Origin of the sequence: Polaribacter sp. HaHaR_3_91 (assembly GCF_019278525.1) — a bacterium.
Classification (GTDB): domain Bacteria; phylum Bacteroidota; class Bacteroidia; order Flavobacteriales; family Flavobacteriaceae; genus Polaribacter.
Genome location: NZ_CP058986.1, coordinates 2,343,226 through 2,361,513 on the forward strand (window position 1 = coordinate 2,343,226; position 18,288 = coordinate 2,361,513).

At 29.6% G+C, this 18,288-nt stretch carries 17 protein-coding genes; 5 read left to right on the forward strand and 12 right to left on the reverse strand.

What is annotated here, in order from left to right:
• Positions 1–18 precede the first annotated feature (18 nt).
• The 8 genes from H0I27_RS09820 to H0I27_RS09855 form a co-directional block, all read right to left on the reverse strand.
• Complete coding sequence (locus H0I27_RS09820; RefSeq protein WP_218730539.1) at positions 19–3,192, reverse strand: carboxypeptidase regulatory-like domain-containing protein; 3,174 nt, start codon at positions 3,190–3,192, stop codon at positions 19–21.
• A gap of 100 nt (positions 3,193–3,292) precedes the next feature.
• A complete protein-coding gene (rplI, locus tag H0I27_RS09825) occupies positions 3,293–3,739 on the reverse strand; it encodes a 50S ribosomal protein L9 (RefSeq protein ID WP_166384849.1) in 447 nt (148 codons plus the stop codon).
• Positions 3,740–3,753: 14 nt separating this feature from the next.
• Positions 3,754–4,050, reverse strand: a complete 297-nt coding sequence (gene rpsR / locus H0I27_RS09830; RefSeq protein WP_068452452.1) for a 30S ribosomal protein S18 — start codon at positions 4,048–4,050, stop codon at positions 3,754–3,756.
• A 3-nt stretch (positions 4,051–4,053) separates the two neighbouring features.
• Positions 4,054–4,395 (reverse strand): 30S ribosomal protein S6, encoded by a 342-nt coding sequence (rpsF, locus tag H0I27_RS09835; RefSeq protein ID WP_105048729.1) that lies wholly within the window; start codon positions 4,393–4,395, stop codon positions 4,054–4,056.
• A gap of 288 nt (positions 4,396–4,683) precedes the next feature.
• On the reverse strand, positions 4,684–5,784 hold the full coding sequence (gene ald / locus H0I27_RS09840; RefSeq protein WP_218730540.1) for an alanine dehydrogenase: 1,101 nt from the start codon (positions 5,782–5,784) through the stop codon (positions 4,684–4,686).
• Positions 5,785–5,990: 206 nt separating this feature from the next.
• On the reverse strand, positions 5,991–7,079 hold the full coding sequence (locus H0I27_RS09845; protein ID WP_218730541.1) for a hypothetical protein: 1,089 nt from the start codon (positions 7,077–7,079) through the stop codon (positions 5,991–5,993).
• A 102-nt stretch (positions 7,080–7,181) separates the two neighbouring features.
• Positions 7,182–7,997 carry a hypothetical protein gene (locus H0I27_RS09850; protein WP_218730542.1) on the reverse strand — a complete coding sequence of 272 codons (816 nt, stop codon included), beginning with the start codon at positions 7,995–7,997 and terminating at the stop codon, positions 7,182–7,184.
• Complete coding sequence (locus H0I27_RS09855) at positions 7,984–8,544, reverse strand: RNA polymerase sigma factor (protein WP_218730543.1); 561 nt, start codon at positions 8,542–8,544, stop codon at positions 7,984–7,986. Before H0I27_RS09855 ends, H0I27_RS09850 begins: the two co-directional genes overlap by 14 nt.
• A gap of 260 nt (positions 8,545–8,804) precedes the next feature.
• On the opposite strand from H0I27_RS09855, the gene H0I27_RS09860 reads away from it, so the two are divergent.
• Both H0I27_RS09860 and H0I27_RS09865 read left to right on the forward strand, forming a co-directional pair.
• Positions 8,805–9,677, forward strand: coding sequence for a hypothetical protein (locus H0I27_RS09860; RefSeq protein ID WP_218730544.1), 873 nt, complete (start codon positions 8,805–8,807; stop codon positions 9,675–9,677).
• The gene (locus tag H0I27_RS09865; RefSeq protein WP_218730545.1) at positions 9,664–10,314 is read left to right on the forward strand and encodes a hypothetical protein; all 651 of its coding nucleotides are present in this window, start codon (positions 9,664–9,666) and stop codon (positions 10,312–10,314) included. The genes H0I27_RS09860 and H0I27_RS09865 overlap by 14 nt, the downstream gene beginning before the upstream one ends.
• Before the next feature lie 306 nt (positions 10,315–10,620).
• On the opposite strand, the gene H0I27_RS09870 is transcribed toward H0I27_RS09865, so the two are convergent.
• From H0I27_RS09870 to H0I27_RS09885, 4 genes are read right to left on the reverse strand one after another with little or no spacing between them, the layout of a single operon-like run.
• Positions 10,621–11,730 (reverse strand): efflux RND transporter periplasmic adaptor subunit, encoded by a 1,110-nt coding sequence (locus H0I27_RS09870; protein WP_218730546.1) that lies wholly within the window; start codon positions 11,728–11,730, stop codon positions 10,621–10,623.
• A 35-nt stretch (positions 11,731–11,765) separates the two neighbouring features.
• A complete protein-coding gene (locus tag H0I27_RS09875; RefSeq protein ID WP_218730547.1) occupies positions 11,766–12,986 on the reverse strand; it encodes an ABC transporter permease in 1,221 nt (406 codons plus the stop codon).
• Positions 12,987–12,988: 2 nt separating this feature from the next.
• Positions 12,989–14,218, reverse strand: coding sequence for an ABC transporter permease (locus tag H0I27_RS09880; protein WP_218730548.1), 1,230 nt, complete (start codon positions 14,216–14,218; stop codon positions 12,989–12,991).
• Positions 14,219–14,220: 2 nt separating this feature from the next.
• A complete protein-coding gene (locus H0I27_RS09885) occupies positions 14,221–14,913 on the reverse strand; it encodes an ABC transporter ATP-binding protein (protein ID WP_068452426.1) in 693 nt (230 codons plus the stop codon).
• A 244-nt stretch (positions 14,914–15,157) separates the two neighbouring features.
• On the opposite strand from H0I27_RS09885, the gene H0I27_RS09890 reads away from it, so the two are divergent.
• From H0I27_RS09890 to H0I27_RS09900, 3 genes are all read left to right on the forward strand, one after another.
• Positions 15,158–15,574: a thiol-disulfide oxidoreductase DCC family protein gene (locus H0I27_RS09890; RefSeq protein ID WP_218730549.1), complete on the forward strand. Its 417-nt coding sequence runs from the start codon at positions 15,158–15,160 to the stop codon at positions 15,572–15,574.
• 28 nt (positions 15,575–15,602) lie between these two features.
• Positions 15,603–16,259 (forward strand): HAD family phosphatase, encoded by a 657-nt coding sequence (locus tag H0I27_RS09895; protein WP_218730550.1) that lies wholly within the window; start codon positions 15,603–15,605, stop codon positions 16,257–16,259.
• Positions 16,260–16,389: 130 nt separating this feature from the next.
• Positions 16,390–18,042: an ATP-dependent endonuclease gene (locus H0I27_RS09900; RefSeq protein WP_218730551.1), complete on the forward strand. Its 1,653-nt coding sequence runs from the start codon at positions 16,390–16,392 to the stop codon at positions 18,040–18,042.
• Positions 18,043–18,288 lie beyond the last annotated feature (246 nt).

Consider the following 18,288-nt stretch of genomic DNA (forward strand, 5'->3'; position numbering starts at 1 on the left):
TCTGAATTCTTTATTGATTTAGAAAGAATATCTTAAACCAACTTGTGCTTGCCATCTAGAAAGTAACGTAGAATTATATACAAAAGTTTCTTTTAAGTCTGAATTAAAACTATAGGTTGGTAAACCTGTATTATCTACAGTAACACCTAATAACTGTACTGCATCTGGTTGTTGCACTAAGCCCCAGTTTGAGTTTAATAAGTTACCAAAGTTTAAAATATCTATAGTAAACTCTAAAGAATTATTGTTTCCTAATTTTAAATTCTGAATAAATTTTACATCCATTTTTCCTCTCCAAGGTGATAATGCTCCATAACGTTCTGCATATTCTCCCTGTCTATCACTTAAATAATCATCTTGATTGATATAATTTCTTAAGCCATTTTTTTGATCTTGAATAGATAAGTCTCCAGTATTTACTGGTGCTTTAAATGTCATTGCATCTATTTCGCTGTCTGTTGGTATGTAAATTAAATCATTTAAGTTAGAACCATCATTATTAAGATCGCCTGCGTATGTGTAGTTAAAACGACCTCCTTTTGCCAATTCATAGAAAGAAGAAATTGTTGTTGTCCATTTATCATTTGTTCCATAATTCCAAGATTTAGAAGCTACCGCAATAAAACGATGTGTATCTCCATATTTAGAATGTGCTAATGTTGCATCATTTGCATTAGATAAAACTGGATTAAAATCGAAAGCATCTCCAGTTATTTCTGCTTCAATAGAGTTTACATCTTTAGAATTTAAGTAATTATAAGCTGCCATTAAATACAATCCATTATCAAAATTTCTCTGTGCTTTTAAGGATGCATTTAAAGTTCTTCCTTTATCAGAGTTGGTAAATACGTAAGCATTTGATTTATCATTTGGACCTCCCCAATTAGGACTTCTATCTGTATCTGTGTATACTAATCTGTTGTCTATACCTCCTGCTAAAGTTCCGGTTGGTGTTTTTAACCCCCAGTTTTGTACATGTGCTCCATTAATGTCTTTTGTATAAGAAAGGTCTGTAGTTAAAATAGTACCATCTTTTAATTTTACATCTGCTCCTAAACTTGTTCTCCAAACTTGTGGAAATTTAAAATCTGGATCTACTACTTGATAGAAATATACATTAGGATTTGCTATTTGGTTACCTAACCAAACAAAAGGAAAACGACCTGTAAATAAGCCAGAACCACCACGTAATTGTAAAGAGTTATCTCCATTTACATCCCAGTTAAAACCAATTCTTGGTGAAACTAAGAAGTTATTATTTGGCATTTTAGTAGAATCAAACAATACTGTTTCTCCTGTAGAAGGGTCTGTGTATGGATTATTGGGTAAGTAAAAACTTTTATCTATAACATCTTGTGCTTTATCTGCAGAATTAAAAAATAAAGGTTTATCAAAACGAACACCATATGATAATTTAAAATTATCGTTTATATTCCAATCATCTTGTACGTAAAAAGCAAACTGACCAACATTTGTTTCTGCTAAAGCCCAAGAATCATTGGCGTTATTAGTTGTAAATGTGCTTTGAGCAGCAGCCATAGCATCAGCTAAAAGACCATTAGAAACTCCTGTTCTAAACGCATCCATATTGGCAAAATCTCCACCAAATGCACCAACATAACCTCTTGCATCTCCAAAACCATATGCTCCTAAATTAAACGAATTCTCAAATTCAAATTTTTCAAAAGAAAAACCAATAGTATAGTTATGGTCCCCATTACTGATATTTAAGTTATTTGTAATTTGAAAAACTTTTTGATCTAATGTATTGTTAATTGAAAAAGGTTCATGACCTGAAATTATATAATTCCCTCCGTTACCATCTTGAATTCTAAATGCTGGCATAGGTGCTGATTTAGGGCTTCTAAAATCATCGAAATGTGTATATCCTGCTTGAAACTTGTTTGTTATATTATCTGTAACAGTAGAATTTAATTCAAGTAAAAAAGAATTTAAATTATTATTAATTTGATATCCAGAATTTTCGAATTGTAACATTTGAGAACTTGGACCTCTAAAACCTAGTGCTGTTGGATGCGCTGGCAAATCTCTAGAGGCATTTAAAAAATTATAGACAAATGATAAACGATTGTCTTTGGTGATATTCCAATCTAACTTAAATAACCCTTTCGTACTGTTAGAGTCATGGGTAAAACCTTCATAAGCACCGGTACTGTAACCAATACCCGCTAATGCGCTTTGAACTTCATCTAAATCTGATTTTAAAACTCTAGACTCGTTAATAGCTCCCGAGCCTATGTTTGGTAACCAAGACTGACCTAAATCTGATCTATTGTCTTTTTCGAAATTTATAAAAACAAATAATTTATCTTTTATAATCGGTGCGCCTACACTAGCTCCTACTTGAGATTGTGATAATTTAGGAACAAAAATACTTTCTCCTTTAATTTTACCTCCTGTAAAATCTTGATTTCTGTAATATCCGTAAGCAGTTCCTGTTACTGTGTTTGTTCCACTTTTGGTTACTGCATTAACAGAAGCACCTGTAAAACCAGATAAAGTAACATCATAAGGTGCAGTAGAAACAGAAATTTGCTCAATCGCATCTAAAGACACTGGTTGAGAAGCTGTTTGCCCACCAGGTGTTGCTGCATCTAAACCAAATGGATTGTTAAATATAGAACCATCTAATGTAAAGTTATTAAATTGGTCATTTCTTCCTCCAAAAGATCCACCTGAAGCAGAAGGGTCTAAACGTGTAAAATCTGATGCCGATCTAGATATCGTTGGCAATATCTTTAAATCTTTAGTTCTAATACTGGTCTGCGCTCCTGTTCTATCGTTATTAAAAACAGCATTTTTACCAGAGCTAATTACAACTTCTTCTAAAGTATTACTATCTTCGGATAAAACAACATCAATATTTGAGGTTTTTCCTAAGGTTAAAAAGATATTTGTTATCTTATTAGATTTAAAACCTAGATAACTAATTGTAATCGTATAAGGACCTCCAATTCTTAAGTTAGATAGCGCGTATCTACCATTATCTTGTGCTGTTGTACCAGATACAGTACCTGTAGGAGTATGCAAAGCAACAATAGTTGCTCCGAATAATGGTTCTCCAGAATTGTCCGTAATAGTTCCGTTAATTTTTGATGTTGTTGTTTGTGCGTTTGCAACAAAACTAAACATTAAAATAAATGAACATAAAAAAAATAATTTTTGCTTCATGTTTTTGGATTTAAGTTTATATAACCAAAAATAAAGCAAAAAAAAAGTCTACTCGTTAAAGTAGACTTTTAGTTCTTAACAATTATTTAACAATTGTTATTTATTCAGCAATAACTTCAAAAGAAATTTCAGCAACTACTGCTCTGTGTAATCTTACAGAAGCTTCATATTTACCTAATCTTTTTACAGAACCACCAACAACTTTAATAAATTTCTTATCTAAGTCTGTTCCTGCTTTTGCAAGTGCTGCAGCTAAATCGATGTTGTTTACAGAACCAAATAATTTGTCTCCTGAACCAACTTTAGATGCAATTTTAATTTCATATCCTTTAACTGCTTCTGCTATTACATTAGCGTCTTCAATTAATTTAGCTTCTTTGTAAGCACGTTGTTTTAAATTCTCTGCTAAAACTTTCTTTGCAGATGAAGTAGCTAAAACTGCTTGTCTTGTAGGGATTAAGAAGTTTCTACCATAACCGTTTTTCACGTCTACGATATCATCTTTAAATCCTAAATTTTCTACGTCTTGTCTTAATATCAATTCCATGTTCTACCTCTTTATTATTTTAACATATCTCCAACGTAAGGCATTAACGCTAAATGACGCGCTCTTTTAATTGCTTGCGCAACTTTACGTTGATATTTTAATGAAGTTCCTGTTAAACGTCTTGGTAAAATTTTACCTTGTTCGTTTACTAAATACATTAAGAAGTCTGCATCTTTAAAATCGATATACTTGATATCTTTTTTCTTAAATCTACAGTATTTAGCTTCTTTTTTAGTGTCTATATCTAATGGCGTTAAATATCTAACGTCAGCAGATTTACCGCCTTTTGCTTGTTGTTCTATTGATGCCATTTCTTATTTTTTTGTAGATTTAACACGTTCAGTTCTAATTTTTGCCCAAGCAGCTGCATGTTTGTCTAATTTAACAGTTAGGTAACGCATAACGCTATCATCTCTTCTAAATTCTAACTCATATGCAGAGATTTCTTCTCCAGCAATTTTAAACTCAAATAAGTGATAAAAACCACTTTTTTTCTTTTGGATTGGATATGCTAATTTCTTTAAGCCCCAATTCTCTTTTGAGATCATTTCAGCTCCTTTGGAAACTAAATAATCTTCGAATTTTTGTACTGTCTCCTTTATCTGAGTATCAGATAAAACGGGATTCAAAATGAAAACAGTTTCGTAATGATTCATAAATTAAATATTTATTGTTTATTTTTAAGGCTGCAAATATAATAACTTTTTTATAACTAGCGTTATATATATCAGTTATTCTTATCAACTTTAAGTAAAAGTGGAAAATTCTAGGTAAAAAAATGTAGATACTTCTATTTCTTTACATCAAAAGTAAAATTCTTAGATATATTTCTAAAGAATTAATTTTTTATTTATAAAAGTGTAATTCAAAAAAAAGGTTGATAAAACCTCTAGGTTGAAACACAAAACAACACCAGAGGTTTATCAAAAATATTCTAGTTAAAATTAGACTTCAAAAGCCTCTAAATGAAAAGCTTCGCTAATTTCTTTATAAACAATTTTTCCTTTTATAATATTTAATCCTTTTTCTAGAGATACATCTGTAGCACACGCTTCTTCCCATCCTTTGTTTGCGATATTTAAAATATATGGCAATGTTACATTTGTTAATGCAATTGTAGAAGTATAAGGTACAGCTCCTGGCATATTTGCCACACAATAATGTACTACATCATCTATAATATAAGTAGGATCTTCGTGTGTTGTTGCTTTTGTAGTTTCAAAACATCCACCCTGATCTACAGCAACATCTACTATAACAGTACCTGGTCGCATGTCTTTAAGCATGTCTTTAGTAATTAATTTTGGAGCCTTTCCTCCTTTTACTAAAACACCTCCAATAATTAAATCGTGTGTTTTAATTAATTGTCTAATACTATATTCACTTGAAAAAGCTGTTGTAACATGGTTTGGTAATACATCATTTACATAACGTAAACGTTTCATATTAATATCCATAATAGTTACATGAGCACCTAAACCTGCTGCCATTTTTGCTGCTTGTACTCCAACAACTCCTGCTCCTAAAATTAATACTTTTCCTGGAGCAACACCTGGTACACCACCTAATAAAATACCACGTCCTTTAATTGGTTTTTCTAAATACTTAGCACCTTGCTGAATTGCCATTCTTCCTGCAACTTCAGACATTGGTGTTAATAAGGGTAAAGTTCCTTCACTATCTTCTACCGTTTCATAAGCAATACAAATAGATTTACTTTCTATCATTGCATTTGTTAAAGGTTCGCACGATGCAAAATGAAAATACGTAAAAACAATTTGATTTTCTTTAATTAAAGGATATTCCGAAGCAATTGGTTCTTTAACCTTTACAATCATTTCACTCTGGCTGTAAACTTCTTCTATGGTAGGTAAAATAGTTGCTCCTACCTTAATGTAATCTGCATCAAAGAAACCACTTCCTTCTCCTGCTGTTGACTGTACGTAAACAGTATGATTTTTTTTCGTCAACTCAAAAACACCTGCAGGTGTCATACCAACTCTACTTTCGTTATTCTTAATTTCTTTAGGAATTCCAACTTTCATTATTGCTTAATTTAGATGTTTTAAGCAAGTAAATTTACAGTCTTTTTGTTTGTATTTTAACAAAAAAAATAAAAATTGTTATTTTTACTGATGTCCTATTTTTTATTATTTTAAAATGATTTAAACCAAAATTCTATTCATTAAAATTATCAAATACTCAATAAAACTCACAAAAAATTGACATCACTAATATTATCTTTAACGATTTAATCTAAATCTAAACGAATTCCCATAGAAATGTTTCTAGTTTCGGTATTTTTAAACAATGGGTTCAAATCATATTTCACATAAAAACTAGTAGATCTATAACCTACATAAGCACTTAATCCATAGTTAACAGTATTCATATTAAAATTATTGAATTGCACTTCTTCAACTTCAACATTGTTTTCATCTTTGTATTCTAAATACTGTCTTGTTCCTAATTTAAAACCAACAAAACATCCAAGACCTAAACGAACCGATCTGTTTGTTCTATCTTTTACAAAACCATCTTTATCCGTCTTATTTTTAGAAAAATCCCACTCTACATGCATCGGAAAATTCATTTGTACATGACGCAATCTGCTTTCTGATAATTTATTATCAAAGACCTGAACTTCTGTCATATCGCCATCTTTTACATGGATACTATTATTATCTAAACGTAAGTTATTCCAAAGAAAAGAAAGTCCGTATTTAAAGTACAATTTAGAAGGTTCTTTAGTAAATCTTGTTTTCCACGTCCAGCCTAACTCATAAAAATGAGACTGCCAGAATTTATAATCAGAATCATTTAAAGAAGATACTTCATGGTCATTTAATACATTATTAACACCCATAGAAAATACGAACTGAGATGTAGTTTTTCTATTCATTTTTCTTTTTCTCTTTTCTATTCTTTCACTTTTATCATCATTATTTAAGTTAAATGAAAATGTTTTCTTTCCAACAGTAAACGTATTATCGTCATCATCAAACTCACTTTCTTCATCTGAACTCGCTATTCTACCATTGGTTTTATCTTGCACCAATAATTGCAACAAACGCTCTTGTTCTCCTATTAACTTTTCAATTCTTCTAGCATGATAAGAAGCAACCTCTTTCTTTAAAGTGTTAGAAGTTACTTTTGTAATTTCTCCTTTTTCTAGCCTTTCATCAATAGCAACCACTTTTATTCTTAATGAATCTTTTTGAGTTGTTGTAATTTGCTCTATTCTTTTAGATATTTTATTTACTTCTTTCTCAAAAGTTGTTTCTTGAGATACGGCAATAGTTGTACTAAACAACACTAATATTAGTAGTATTCTTTTCATCTTGTATGTTTTAAAAAATTGTTTTTGCTTGATAAAATCCTTTCATAAACTAGTTTCAATTAAAACGTCTTTTAATTTTACTGCAACAAAAAGTGATTTAACTTAGTCGTTTCTACTTGCAATAGCAGTTGCAATATCTGTTACTCTTTTCTTTAAAGATTGTAAGAAATTATTCTGAAAATCTTCTTCTCCAATAGTGCGTTCTACTTCAGCCAAAATAGCTTCTGGACTCACTTTTATATTAGAGTTTTTAAGCTCATTTTTAATCGTACTTAAAACATCTTCCCTAGTTAAATTTAGTTTTGCATAATACTCCTTTACTTCTGTAGACGAATGTGTTACCGCGAATAACAAATCATCACTATTAATTTTTATGCTACTATTAGAGTCTTGTTTTAAGGTTTCTTTATTTATTGTTTTCTCCTTCGTCGGATGATCTTCAGATACTGCTACCACTGTTTCGATAACTTCCTCCGTTGTCGGAATTACATTGTTTTTGTTATTTGCAACTATAGAATTATTGATTGATTTTTTAGATTCCTCCTTTGTAACTACATTTTTATTAGAAATCTCCACTTGCTTCTCTTCTACTTTATCAATCTTAACAATTGCTTCTTCTGCAGGAATTTCTTTTATAAATTGATCTATTTTTGCATCAATTGTAATCGTATCTATTGGGTTTTCAACAATAATTTCTAATGGTTTAACATCTTCATTTTTATTGAAAAACAGAAAACCAACACTAACTAACAATAAAATACTTGCCGCAGCTCCTACATAAAAAAACCACCCTTTTTTCTTCGCTTTTGGTTGCTCGTCTAATTGTGTAGACAAACGTTCCCAAGCAGAAGCCGATGGATTGATCGTTCTATTTTGAAACTTGTTTTTTATGTTTTTATCTATATTATTTGTCTCCATTACTCACTGTATTCATTTTGTAATAATTCTGTTGCAATAATTTACGTGCTTTAAATAATTGCGATTTAGAGGTACTTTCTGAAACATTTAATTTTTCTGCAATTTCTGAATGTTTATACCCTTCTATGGCATATAAATTAAACACCATTTTGTAACCTTCTGGCAATTGATCTATCAATTTCTGAATATCTTCTACAGACGTGTTTTCTAAACTTTCTGTAGCTGCATCATTAAAGACATAATCTTCGTCTGACAAATCAATTAAATTCTTTTTACGCAGATAAGAAATACAAGTGTTCACCATAATTCTGCGAATCCAACCTTCAAAACTACCTTCGTGTTTAAACTTGTGTAAGTTGGTAAAAACCTTTAAAAAGCCTTGTAATAATAAATCTTCTGCATGATGCATATCTTTTACATATTGCCTACAAACTCCCAACATTTTAGGCGAATGTTGCTCGAACAATTGTTGTTGCGCTTCCCTATTGTTGTCTATCGCTTTTTTAATTAACGATTTCTCTTTGTTATGTAATTTTATAATTTTCAAGCCTCTCGTTTCGTTTTAACTGCCTTACAAATATATAGACTACAGAAGTCTTAAAAAGGTTGCTTTCGAAAAAAAGTTTTTTGTTTTTTTTTCTGAATGCTTATAAGTGATTAATTTTTAGTTTTATCTTTACTACTTAGAAAAAGAAGAAAATGATTAAAAATCCTAAATTAAGTGTTTACAAAGTTAGATTAGTTCCAAGTTCAAAAAAAAAATCAAAATCATATTCTTTTAGAGAATTTTTTATCAAAAAATATGATATGAAAGATTCTTCAACGGATAATCAAATTTTTAATAAGTTTTTTAGCAATGTATTTAAAGTATCCGGATATAATGATAGCTCTAAAAAAAGAAAAGCTTTTAGACTAAAAGATATTTCAAAAAAATTCGCTAATTCAATAATTCATGGTGTTATTGAAGGTGGTCCTTATGATAGTGGTAAAACAAGTGGAAATAAAAAAACAAAAAGAGAAAGTAAAAAAATCGGAAAAAATATAATTATACAAGATGATTTTTATTTTTTACTTCAAACTAAATTAAATGAAAAAACTGGTATTTTAATTCTCCAAACTTACGGGCAAGAAAATATTGATGACATTTTCAAACCTTTCATTAAAAATCTATTTAAATTTTCGGGACAAACATATAAAGCAGTTATAGAACCTTTTATCCCAAATAGTATAAAAGATTTAGCTAAAGAAACTGCAATTGTTAGTGAGCTCAACTACTCTACTAAAGACTTAACTGTAAACCATATTTCTGATGAAAGAATTGGAGATGATTTAGAAGCTAAATTCAACATTAAAATTAGTATTGTTCCAATAGATGAAAGTTTACCTTTACATACATTGTCAAAATGGAGAAAAGCTCTAGGTAATTCAGTTTTAAAGCTCCCCAACAGAGAAGTTTCTTTAGATGATTTTAATTCTAAAACTGGTTATTTAAAAAGTGATACACTAAAAAATCCAACAAGATTTGAAATTCAAAAAGATTCTATAAGTGTAAAACCAACAATATATTTAGAAAAAATTGAAGAAGTAGATATTGAAGAAAATGGAACTCCTAATTGGACAACATTAAAAGATTATTGTATTAATGAGTTAATACCAGAACTAGAGAATGAAGTTTATTGATAAAACTAAAACATTTTATAATCTTACTAAAATTGTAACAGAAAGTTACAAATGGAGAGCTACAAATCTTTCTGATTCTAATCAAAAAGATATTAAATTTACGTTTTTTAGTTTTTTAAACGTTTTAATTTTATTTATAGCATTAGTCTTAACTTTCTTAATAAATAAAATAAGTGAATCTTTATTAAATGGTTTGCTGAATTTTACAACAATTTTTGCAACGCTTATAATTCCCGTAATTATAATGGTTTACGACAAGTTTAATAATGGGATTAATAATCATTTATCAGAAATTGAACAAAAAAGCAAATACGCCGAAAATAGAATCTTACTTCACAAAAACTTCGTTAAGAGATTTATTTTCACGACATTAGAAAATGTTTTTATAGCTTTTTCTATAATTACTTTAATCTTAATTTATAATTTCTTCTTTATAGATTATTTAAAACTAAATATTTCAGATTATACTATTCAAAATAATATCACCAAAAAGGGTATATTGTTATTCTTAAAATTATTATTTACATATAGTTTGAAAACAATTTTTATTTTTATTTTTTTAAAATTTATTTGGTTCTTATTTTATTCAATTGGAGCATTAGGTGATTTTTTTCAAGAAGATTTATCTAAAGATTAATTAAGTCAAAAACACGACAACCCCAAAACAACCTTACTCTTCTCCAATTCCTTTTCAAACAATACTTTGATAACTTCTGTTTTATAAAAAGGTACCATATCTTTTAAAAGTTGATTTCCTTTTTAATACTCTGTACACATTTGCTAACTTTTAAAACATCGCTATATTTAGCACTTGTACTTTTTAAACTTAAAGCAAAAAAATCTATTCTGCCTTCTTTATGCATCATTACTTAAACATTAGTTTTTAAACAAAAAAAGGGACTCAAAACTGAGCCCCTTTTTTTAAATAGAATATTAAAAATTCTTAATTATTGTTATTGTCTTTATCATCTTCTTTAGAAGTTTGATTCCAAATTTTAATATCATCATCTTTGGTAACTCCTTCTAAAATCTCAACATTTACACCATCTGATGTTCCTAATTTTACATCTTTCTTATCAAATGTTCCTTCTGCATTTTTAATTTCTACATAAGGCAATTCCGTTTTTCTATCAAACTGTAATAAAGATTCTTTAATAGATAAAACACTGTCTTTTCTCTCTAAAACAATTTCTGCATTAGCGCTATATCCAGCTCTAATAAAATGTTCATCATCTAAAGAAACATCCGCTTTAATTTTAAACTGAACTGCTCCTGCTTCTTCTGTTCCTTTTGGTGCAATAAAGTTTAAAACTGCTGGAAACTTCTTGTTTTCGATAGCTCCTAAAGAAATTTCTATTTCTGTTCCTTTTACCAACTTACCAACTTCAGATTCATCTACCTTTCCTTCAAAAATCATTTTAGTCATATCTGCAATCGTAGCAATTGTGGTACCTGCACTAAATCCATTTGTTTCTACAACCTGATATCCTTTTTTAACAGGAATTTCTACCACCATCCCAGAAGTTGTTGCTCTAATATTTGTATTTGCACCAGAAGAACCTGCAGATCCTTTTTTAATAATCTGATAATCATTTTGTGCGTTACGTAAATCGTTTTTTGCTTGATTATAAGAAAGTTCTAGAGATTCAAATTCTTGACGAGAAATAACTCCTTTATCAAATAATTTTTTATTTCTGTCGTATTGTACTTTTGTATTGTTCAATTGAATTTGAACAGAATTAATACGCCCTTTTGCACTTGTTAAAGACTGTTCGTTTGGTACAACTCTTACTGTTGCTAACAAATCTCCTGCTTTTACAATTGCGCCTTCTTCCACAACAATTTTATCTATAATACCTGCTATTTGTGGTTTTATCTCTACTTCCTCTAACGGAGTAACTTTACCAGTAGCAACACTTTTTTTAACAATTGTTGCTTTAAAAGCTTTTTCTGTTTTGTACTCTATCGGTGATGCACTGTTCTTTTTACCAAACCAAATTAGTACTGCTATTAATGCAACAGCTATTCCTCCAAAAATGATTACTTTTTTCATTTATCTTCTATTTATTCTTGTTAGTTGATTTTTTTTTATTCTTCTCTTAATGCGTCTATTGGTTTCACTATCGTTGCCATATACGCAGGTATAAAGCCTATTAATGTTCCTAAAAATACTAATACTGCATATGCTATTAAAACAATAGGAATATCTACTGTAGGATTTACAAGAAATTCTACAAAATTATCTAATAACATTAAAACTAATCCACCAGCAATGATTCCTAAAGAACCTGCTAACAGCGTTAAAAATAACGATTCTAATATAATTTGTTGTCTTACTTTATTTGGCGTTGCCCCTAAAGCTCTTCTAATTCCTATTTCTTTTGTTCTTTCTTTAACAGTAATCAATAAAATATTACCAATTGCAAAAACACCAGCTATTAAGGTTGCAATACCTACAAACCATGTTAAAAACTGCATACCTGTTAAAAAACCTGTAACTTGTTTTATACGTTCTCCTAAATTAAATCCTCTAAATGCTCTGTTGTCATCTGGGTGGATTTTATGTAAATTTTTCAATAATAATTTTACATCAGATTCTAATTGAACGATATCAAACTCTTCTTTTCCGGTTACAACCATCCATTCGAATTTATCTCCTTTATTATAAACTAATTTAAAGGTACTAAAAGGAATGTGGATGTTGTTTTTCCCTTCAAACTGACTTGTTTCATAAACCCCAACTACTTTATAATTGATGCCACTTACTTTTATATAAACACCTATAGCCTCTTCATTTCTATCAAATAATTCTTTATAAACACCTTCACTAATAACACAAACCTTTTTGTTTCCGTCCATGTCATTTTGATTGATAAATCGACCTTCTATCAAGTTCTTTTTTTGAACTTCATCTATTAAAGGAAAATCTCCAAAAATAGTAAAATTACCAGTCTTTAGACCATGAACCACTTGTCCGCCAGTTGCATTTCTTGGCACTACAAACTGAATACCTTCTATTTCTGAACGAATTTTATCTACATCACTTAATCTTAAACTAATTTGGCGTCCTTCTTGAAAACCTTTAAAAGGCATTGAAGTTCTACTCCCAGACATAAAAACACTGTTAGTAGCAAAATTACCAAACATGCTATTAAAACTATTTTCTATTCCTTTGGCTGCACCTAATAAACCTACCAGTAATAGAATTCCCCAAAATGCTCCAAAAATGGTGATTGCAGTTCTAGTTTTATTCTTTCGAATACTACCGTAAATTTCTTGCCAAGTATCTTTTTCAAATAAAAATCTCATAATTAATCTGAATTTAATGCTACCACGGGTTTAATTTTTGCTGCTTTTTTGGCTGGTAAATATCCTGCAATTAAACCTGCACAAACAAGTGTTAATGTTGCTCCAATAACTACAGGTTGAGAAACACTTGGATTTAAAATAAAGTATTTTTCTAAACTTGGTCCAGCAATTTCTAAAATCCCTATTCCCAGTAGTAAACCTGAATAACCAGATATTGCCGTAATAAAAACAGCTTCTTGCATTATCATGGCAACAATCATACTTGGTGTTGCGCCAACTGCTTTTCTAATTCCTAATTCTTTAGTTCTTTCTTTAACGATGTACACCATAATATTACTAATACCTACAACTCCAGCTATTAGGGTTCCAAAACCAATTACTAGAATTAAAATGCTTAAGCCAAACATCATCCCAGATACTTCTTTATTATTTGTTGCGTAGTTATCTAAGCCAATTCCTCTTTGGTCGTTAGGCGAAACATTGTGTCTTTTCTTTAATTCTCGGTGTAATTTACTACTAAATGCAATGGCTTCATCGATACTTAAATCCGGGTTATATGTAATTCCAAATTCATCTACATAATCATTATTACCATACATTCTTTGCATTGTAGAAAATGGTGTATAAATATATCTTTCATCACTATCCCCTCCAGGATCAGAGAAAACACCAATAACTTTATACATAATTCCTCCTATATTTATTTGTTTTCCAAAAGCACTTAATTGACCAAACAAATCTTTTTCTACCATTCTACCAATTACAACAACTTTTCCTCTTTCTTGTATATCTCTATAATTTAAAAAACGACCTTCTGTTACTTCTGCAGATTCCAACACGTAATATTCTGGATATACACCTCTAATGGTGTAGTTATCTTTTTCGTCTTTATAAACAACATTTTCAGATCTCTGAATTCTTGGACTTATGGTTTGAATTTTATCTCCAAAATTCTCTTTGATATAGGTAAAATCATCATTTTTAAACTGAATTCTTCTGCCTATTTGGTTTCCTTTATAAGCTATTGTGGTGTTATTACTCCAAATATAAATGGAGTTCATAGCATCTTTTGCAAATTCATTTTTAAAGGTATTTTGAAGTCCGTTACCAATACCAAAAAGTAACGTAAAAAGTAAAATAGCAAACGCAACCGTAAAACCAGACAACGCAGAGCGCAACTTGTTTTTACTAATGCTTTGAAAAATTTCTCTCCAACGATCTAAATCAAACATAATTAAACTGTTTTAGATACATTTGTATATTCATCACTAATAATAAGACCGTCTTTTAAACGTACAATTCTTTTGGTTTGCTCTGCAACTTCCTCCTCGTGCGTTATAACAAACACTGTCATTCCTTCATTATTAATGTCTTTTAATAAATCCATTACAGAATCTGTAGTTGTAGAGTCTAAAGCTCCTGTTGGCTCATCTGCTAAAACAACTTTTGGTTTTGTAACTAACGCTCTTGCAATTGCTACACGCTGTTTCTGTCCTCCAGAAAGTTCGTTTGGTAAATGGTTTGCCCAATCTTTTAAACCTACTTTTTCTAAATATTCTAAAGCTTTTTCTAAACGTTCTTTTCTTGCCATTCCTTTATAATACAAAGGAAGCGCTACATTTTCTAAAGCAGTTTTGTAAGAAATAAGGTTAAATGATTGAAAAATAAACCCTAAGAATTTATTTCTAAGAATTGCTGCTTTTTTTTCATTCAAGTTCTTTATTAGTTGTCCGTTTAGGTAATAATCACCTTCATCATGTTCATCTAATAAACCAACAATGTTTAATAAAGTAGATTTACCAGAACCTGAAGATCCCATAATAGAAACAAATTCGCCTTCTTTTATATGTAAATCGATACCTTTTAAAACATGTAGAGAATCTTTACCTATCGGATAAGATTTGTGTAGTTTTTCTATTCTAATCATTGGTTGGTTAATTTTAAGCTAAAATATTAAAAGTAAATATCCTTAAAAAAAAGACCTATTTACTCGAATACTAACATAAGACGCCTCATTAAAAAAAATGTTACAAGAAAATTACATTTTTTTTAATTTTGCTGATATATTTAGATTTTATTATAGAGAAAACTACTTTAGAAACCATAGTTCTTTTTTATGGGTTTCGAAAAAAGATAAAGTATCTTTGTTTTCTTTAATTTTGAAATGCAAAATGATTGATTTATCAAAAGACAAAAAGATTATTTTATTTGATGGAGTTTGTAATTTATGCAATGATTCTGTCTTAAAGGTAATAAAATACGATACAAAAAACACCTTTTTATTTACAGCTTTACAGTCTAATAAAGGGAAAGAAATCATCAATCAATTAGGAATTGACATTTCTAAAATTGATTCTATTGTTTTGTATGAACCTGGTGTTTCTTATGAAATAAAATCTACAGCAGCTTTAAAAATAATGAATGACTTTGGAGGAATCTGGAGCCTAAGTCAAATCTTTTTATTTTTACCAGAAGGATTTAGAAATTATGTCTACGATTATATTGCAAAAAACCGTTACAAATGGTTTGGCAAAAAAGAAACTTGCATGATTCCTACACCTGAATTAAATGCGAAATTTTTAGATTAAAAATAAAGAATAGAAAAAAATTATATAAATGAACGTACCAAAAGAAATAAAATGTGTCATTTTTGACATGGATGGCGTAATTATAGATTCAGAAGAAATTCATAAAAAAGCGTATTACGAAACCTTTGCCTCTATTGGTGTAACTGTTTCTGACGATTTATACAAAACTTTAACAGGTTCGTCTACCATTAATGCTTTTCAGAAATTAGTAGCACACTTTAAGTTAGATTTAGATCCGGAAGAATTGGTTTTAAATAAAAGAAAACGCTATGTAAATTTCTTTGAAAATGACCCAACATTGCATTTGGTAAAAGGTGTAGAGGATTTAATAAAACATTGTCATAAAAAAGGTTTGACCTTAATTTTAGCATCTTCCTCTGCGATGGTCAATATCGATAGAGTTTTTAATCGATTTGATTTAAACAAATATTTTACAGCTAAAATTAGTGGAGCAGATTTAACGGAATCGAAACCAAACCCAGAAATCTTTAACAAAGCAGCTTCTTTAGGAAATACACCAAAGGAAAACTGTGTGGTTATAGAAGATTCTGATAACGGTGTTAAAGCAGCCAATGATGCAGGTATTTTTGTATTTGGATACAGAAACCCAATGGCAGAAGATCAATCTTTAAAAAAAGCTGATTTTATAGTTAATAATTTTAAAAGGTTGCATAAGATATTGTAACGAATATTGGGAGGGGGAACTTTTGGTTATTTAAGTACAATAAACGAACTTAGCTAGCTTCTGTTTTAAGTTATTAAAACGAACTTTTTATTATAATAATTGTATTTTATATTGCTATGAAAATAAAAAAATGAAAATAACCAGAATTAAAATTGAAAACTTTCGTTCAATTAAAAATACAGAATTTAATACCTCAGATTTTAATATTGCTGTAGGGCAGAATAATTGTGGAAAGACTAACTTTTTTGAGGCAATTCAATTTTTTTATAATGGATTGGGAAGAGGGCAAAACATTACCGAATTAAAATACAAGAGACAATCTACAAATGAAATTTTTATTGAATTAGAATTTTCAGGTGCCCAACAAGGTGCTGAAAATATGCGGAATCAGACTAATAAAACAAAAATAATAAATGCTCTTTCTGAAAATGATACAGTAATTGTATCAAGAAGCTCGGTTGATGTCAAAAAGAGAAAATTTATAATAAATGGTGAAGAAGTAAACCCAGGCACAGGGTTTGATAAAGCTTTAAATGACTTTTTACCCAAATTTGAATACGTTACTACCAAACAATATTATGATGCAGTGGCTAAATACGGAAAGACAACACCAATGGGAATTATGTTATCAGGTGTTCTTTCAGCTATCTTACAAGAGAATGTGCAGTATCAAGAGTTTCAAACAAAATTTAGAGAATTATTTGAAGACGATACATCTGAAATAAAAACAGAGTTTGATAATGTTGGAAATAAAGTTCAAGTCTATTTAGAAAAACAATTTCCTGATTGTACAAAAGTAAAATTTGAAGTTACCGCACCCGTTTTTGATGACCTTCTCAAGAATTTTGAAACGACTATAGATGATGGAGTTGAAACTTCTGCTGAAGAAAAAGGAGATGGAATGCAGAGAGCATTAATGCTTGCTATAATTCAAGCTTATGCTGATTTCCGAAAATCTAATGATGATTTAGGTAAATCTTTTTTATTCTTTATTGACGAAGCTGAGCTTCATTTACATCCTACTGCACAAAGAAAGCTAAAAGAAGTCTTACACACATTATCTAATAATAATGACCAAGTTTTTATCAATACTCATTCTTCTGTTTTTGTAGCAGACAATTTTGATAATCAATCAATTTTAAAAGTAGAAAAGCTAGAAGGTCAAACGGAATTTGAATTAACGACAGATTTAGACAAACCATATGTAGTCTTTGAACTTTTAGGAGGTAGTCCTAGTGATTTGCTTTTACCAAAAAACTTTATGATTGTAGAAGGTCAATCAGAGTTTGAATTATTAACAAGAGTTATTAAACGGTTTTACGCAGATAAACCAAGAATTCAAATAATTAAAGCCAATGGAGATATTGATCAAGTAGAACGAACAATAAACGCAATAGAAAAAGCTTTTATTCCATTAAAATCAAGTATATATGGGACAAAGACTGTTATTTCAATAGATGAACCTAGTAGGCAAACAATAGGTGGTGTTAATCAATTTCATCAAAACTACAAATCAATAATCCAAAATGGACAGTTTTTTCAATTAGTAGGAAGAGATCTTGAACAATCATATCCAAATCAAGAATGTCCAACCTATGGGAACTGGAGAAAAACACAAGAAGAACTTGATGCTGTAAATGAAAAAGGAAAAAAAATAATAACAGGTTCAAAAAAGAAGAAATTAGCAAAACACGTAGGGCTTAACATATCACAACAACAATTTGAGAGTGAATTAAGTATCTGTTTTCAAGCTCTTCAAAAATGTTGGGAGTTATCATATTAATAAAGTCAGCAATATGACTATAAAGAATTAACTGATATTTTTAGCCTATTTATGAATTTCTTCTCGGACTTACTTTTTGCACTTTATTTACTAACTTTAGTCTATAAAACATACTATTAATCTTGAACAAAAAATTATCTAAAACAAAAAAATAGCTTGAAAAACCTCCAAGCTATTTTTTATTTTAAATCACAAAATATTCAATTCTAGACAACCAATTTAATATTGGCTAATCCTCTAATAAAT

Coding starts and splice junctions, on each gene's coding strand:
- H0I27_RS09900 (WP_218730551.1), top strand. CDS start 16,390: ATGAAAATAACCAGAATTAAAATTGAAAACTTTCGTTCAATTAAAAAT.
- H0I27_RS09885 (WP_068452426.1), bottom strand. CDS start 14,913: ATGATTAGAATAGAAAAACTACACAAATCTTATCCGATAGGTAAAGAT.
- H0I27_RS09880 (WP_218730548.1), bottom strand. CDS start 14,218: ATGTTTGATTTAGATCGTTGGAGAGAAATTTTTCAAAGCATTAGTAAA.
- ald (WP_218730540.1), bottom strand. CDS start 5,784: ATGAAAGTTGGAATTCCTAAAGAAATTAAGAATAACGAAAGTAGAGTT.
- H0I27_RS09875 (WP_218730547.1), bottom strand. CDS start 12,986: ATGAGATTTTTATTTGAAAAAGATACTTGGCAAGAAATTTACGGTAGT.
- H0I27_RS09870 (WP_218730546.1), bottom strand. CDS start 11,730: ATGAAAAAAGTAATCATTTTTGGAGGAATAGCTGTTGCATTAATAGCA.
- H0I27_RS09860 (WP_218730544.1), top strand. CDS start 8,805: ATGAAAGATTCTTCAACGGATAATCAAATTTTTAATAAGTTTTTTAGC.
- rplI (WP_166384849.1), bottom strand. CDS start 3,739: ATGGAATTGATATTAAGACAAGACGTAGAAAATTTAGGATTTAAAGAT.
- H0I27_RS09865 (WP_218730545.1), top strand. CDS start 9,664: ATGAAGTTTATTGATAAAACTAAAACATTTTATAATCTTACTAAAATT.
- rpsF (WP_105048729.1), bottom strand. CDS start 4,395: ATGAATCATTACGAAACTGTTTTCATTTTGAATCCCGTTTTATCTGAT.
- H0I27_RS09890 (WP_218730549.1), top strand. CDS start 15,158: ATGATTGATTTATCAAAAGACAAAAAGATTATTTTATTTGATGGAGTT.
- H0I27_RS09845 (WP_218730541.1), bottom strand. CDS start 7,079: ATGAAAAGAATACTACTAATATTAGTGTTGTTTAGTACAACTATTGCC.
- H0I27_RS09850 (WP_218730542.1), bottom strand. CDS start 7,997: ATGGAGACAAATAATATAGATAAAAACATAAAAAACAAGTTTCAAAAT.
- H0I27_RS09820 (WP_218730539.1), bottom strand. CDS start 3,192: ATGAAGCAAAAATTATTTTTTTTATGTTCATTTATTTTAATGTTTAGT.
- H0I27_RS09895 (WP_218730550.1), top strand. CDS start 15,603: ATGAACGTACCAAAAGAAATAAAATGTGTCATTTTTGACATGGATGGC.
- rpsR (WP_068452452.1), bottom strand. CDS start 4,050: ATGGCATCAATAGAACAACAAGCAAAAGGCGGTAAATCTGCTGACGTT.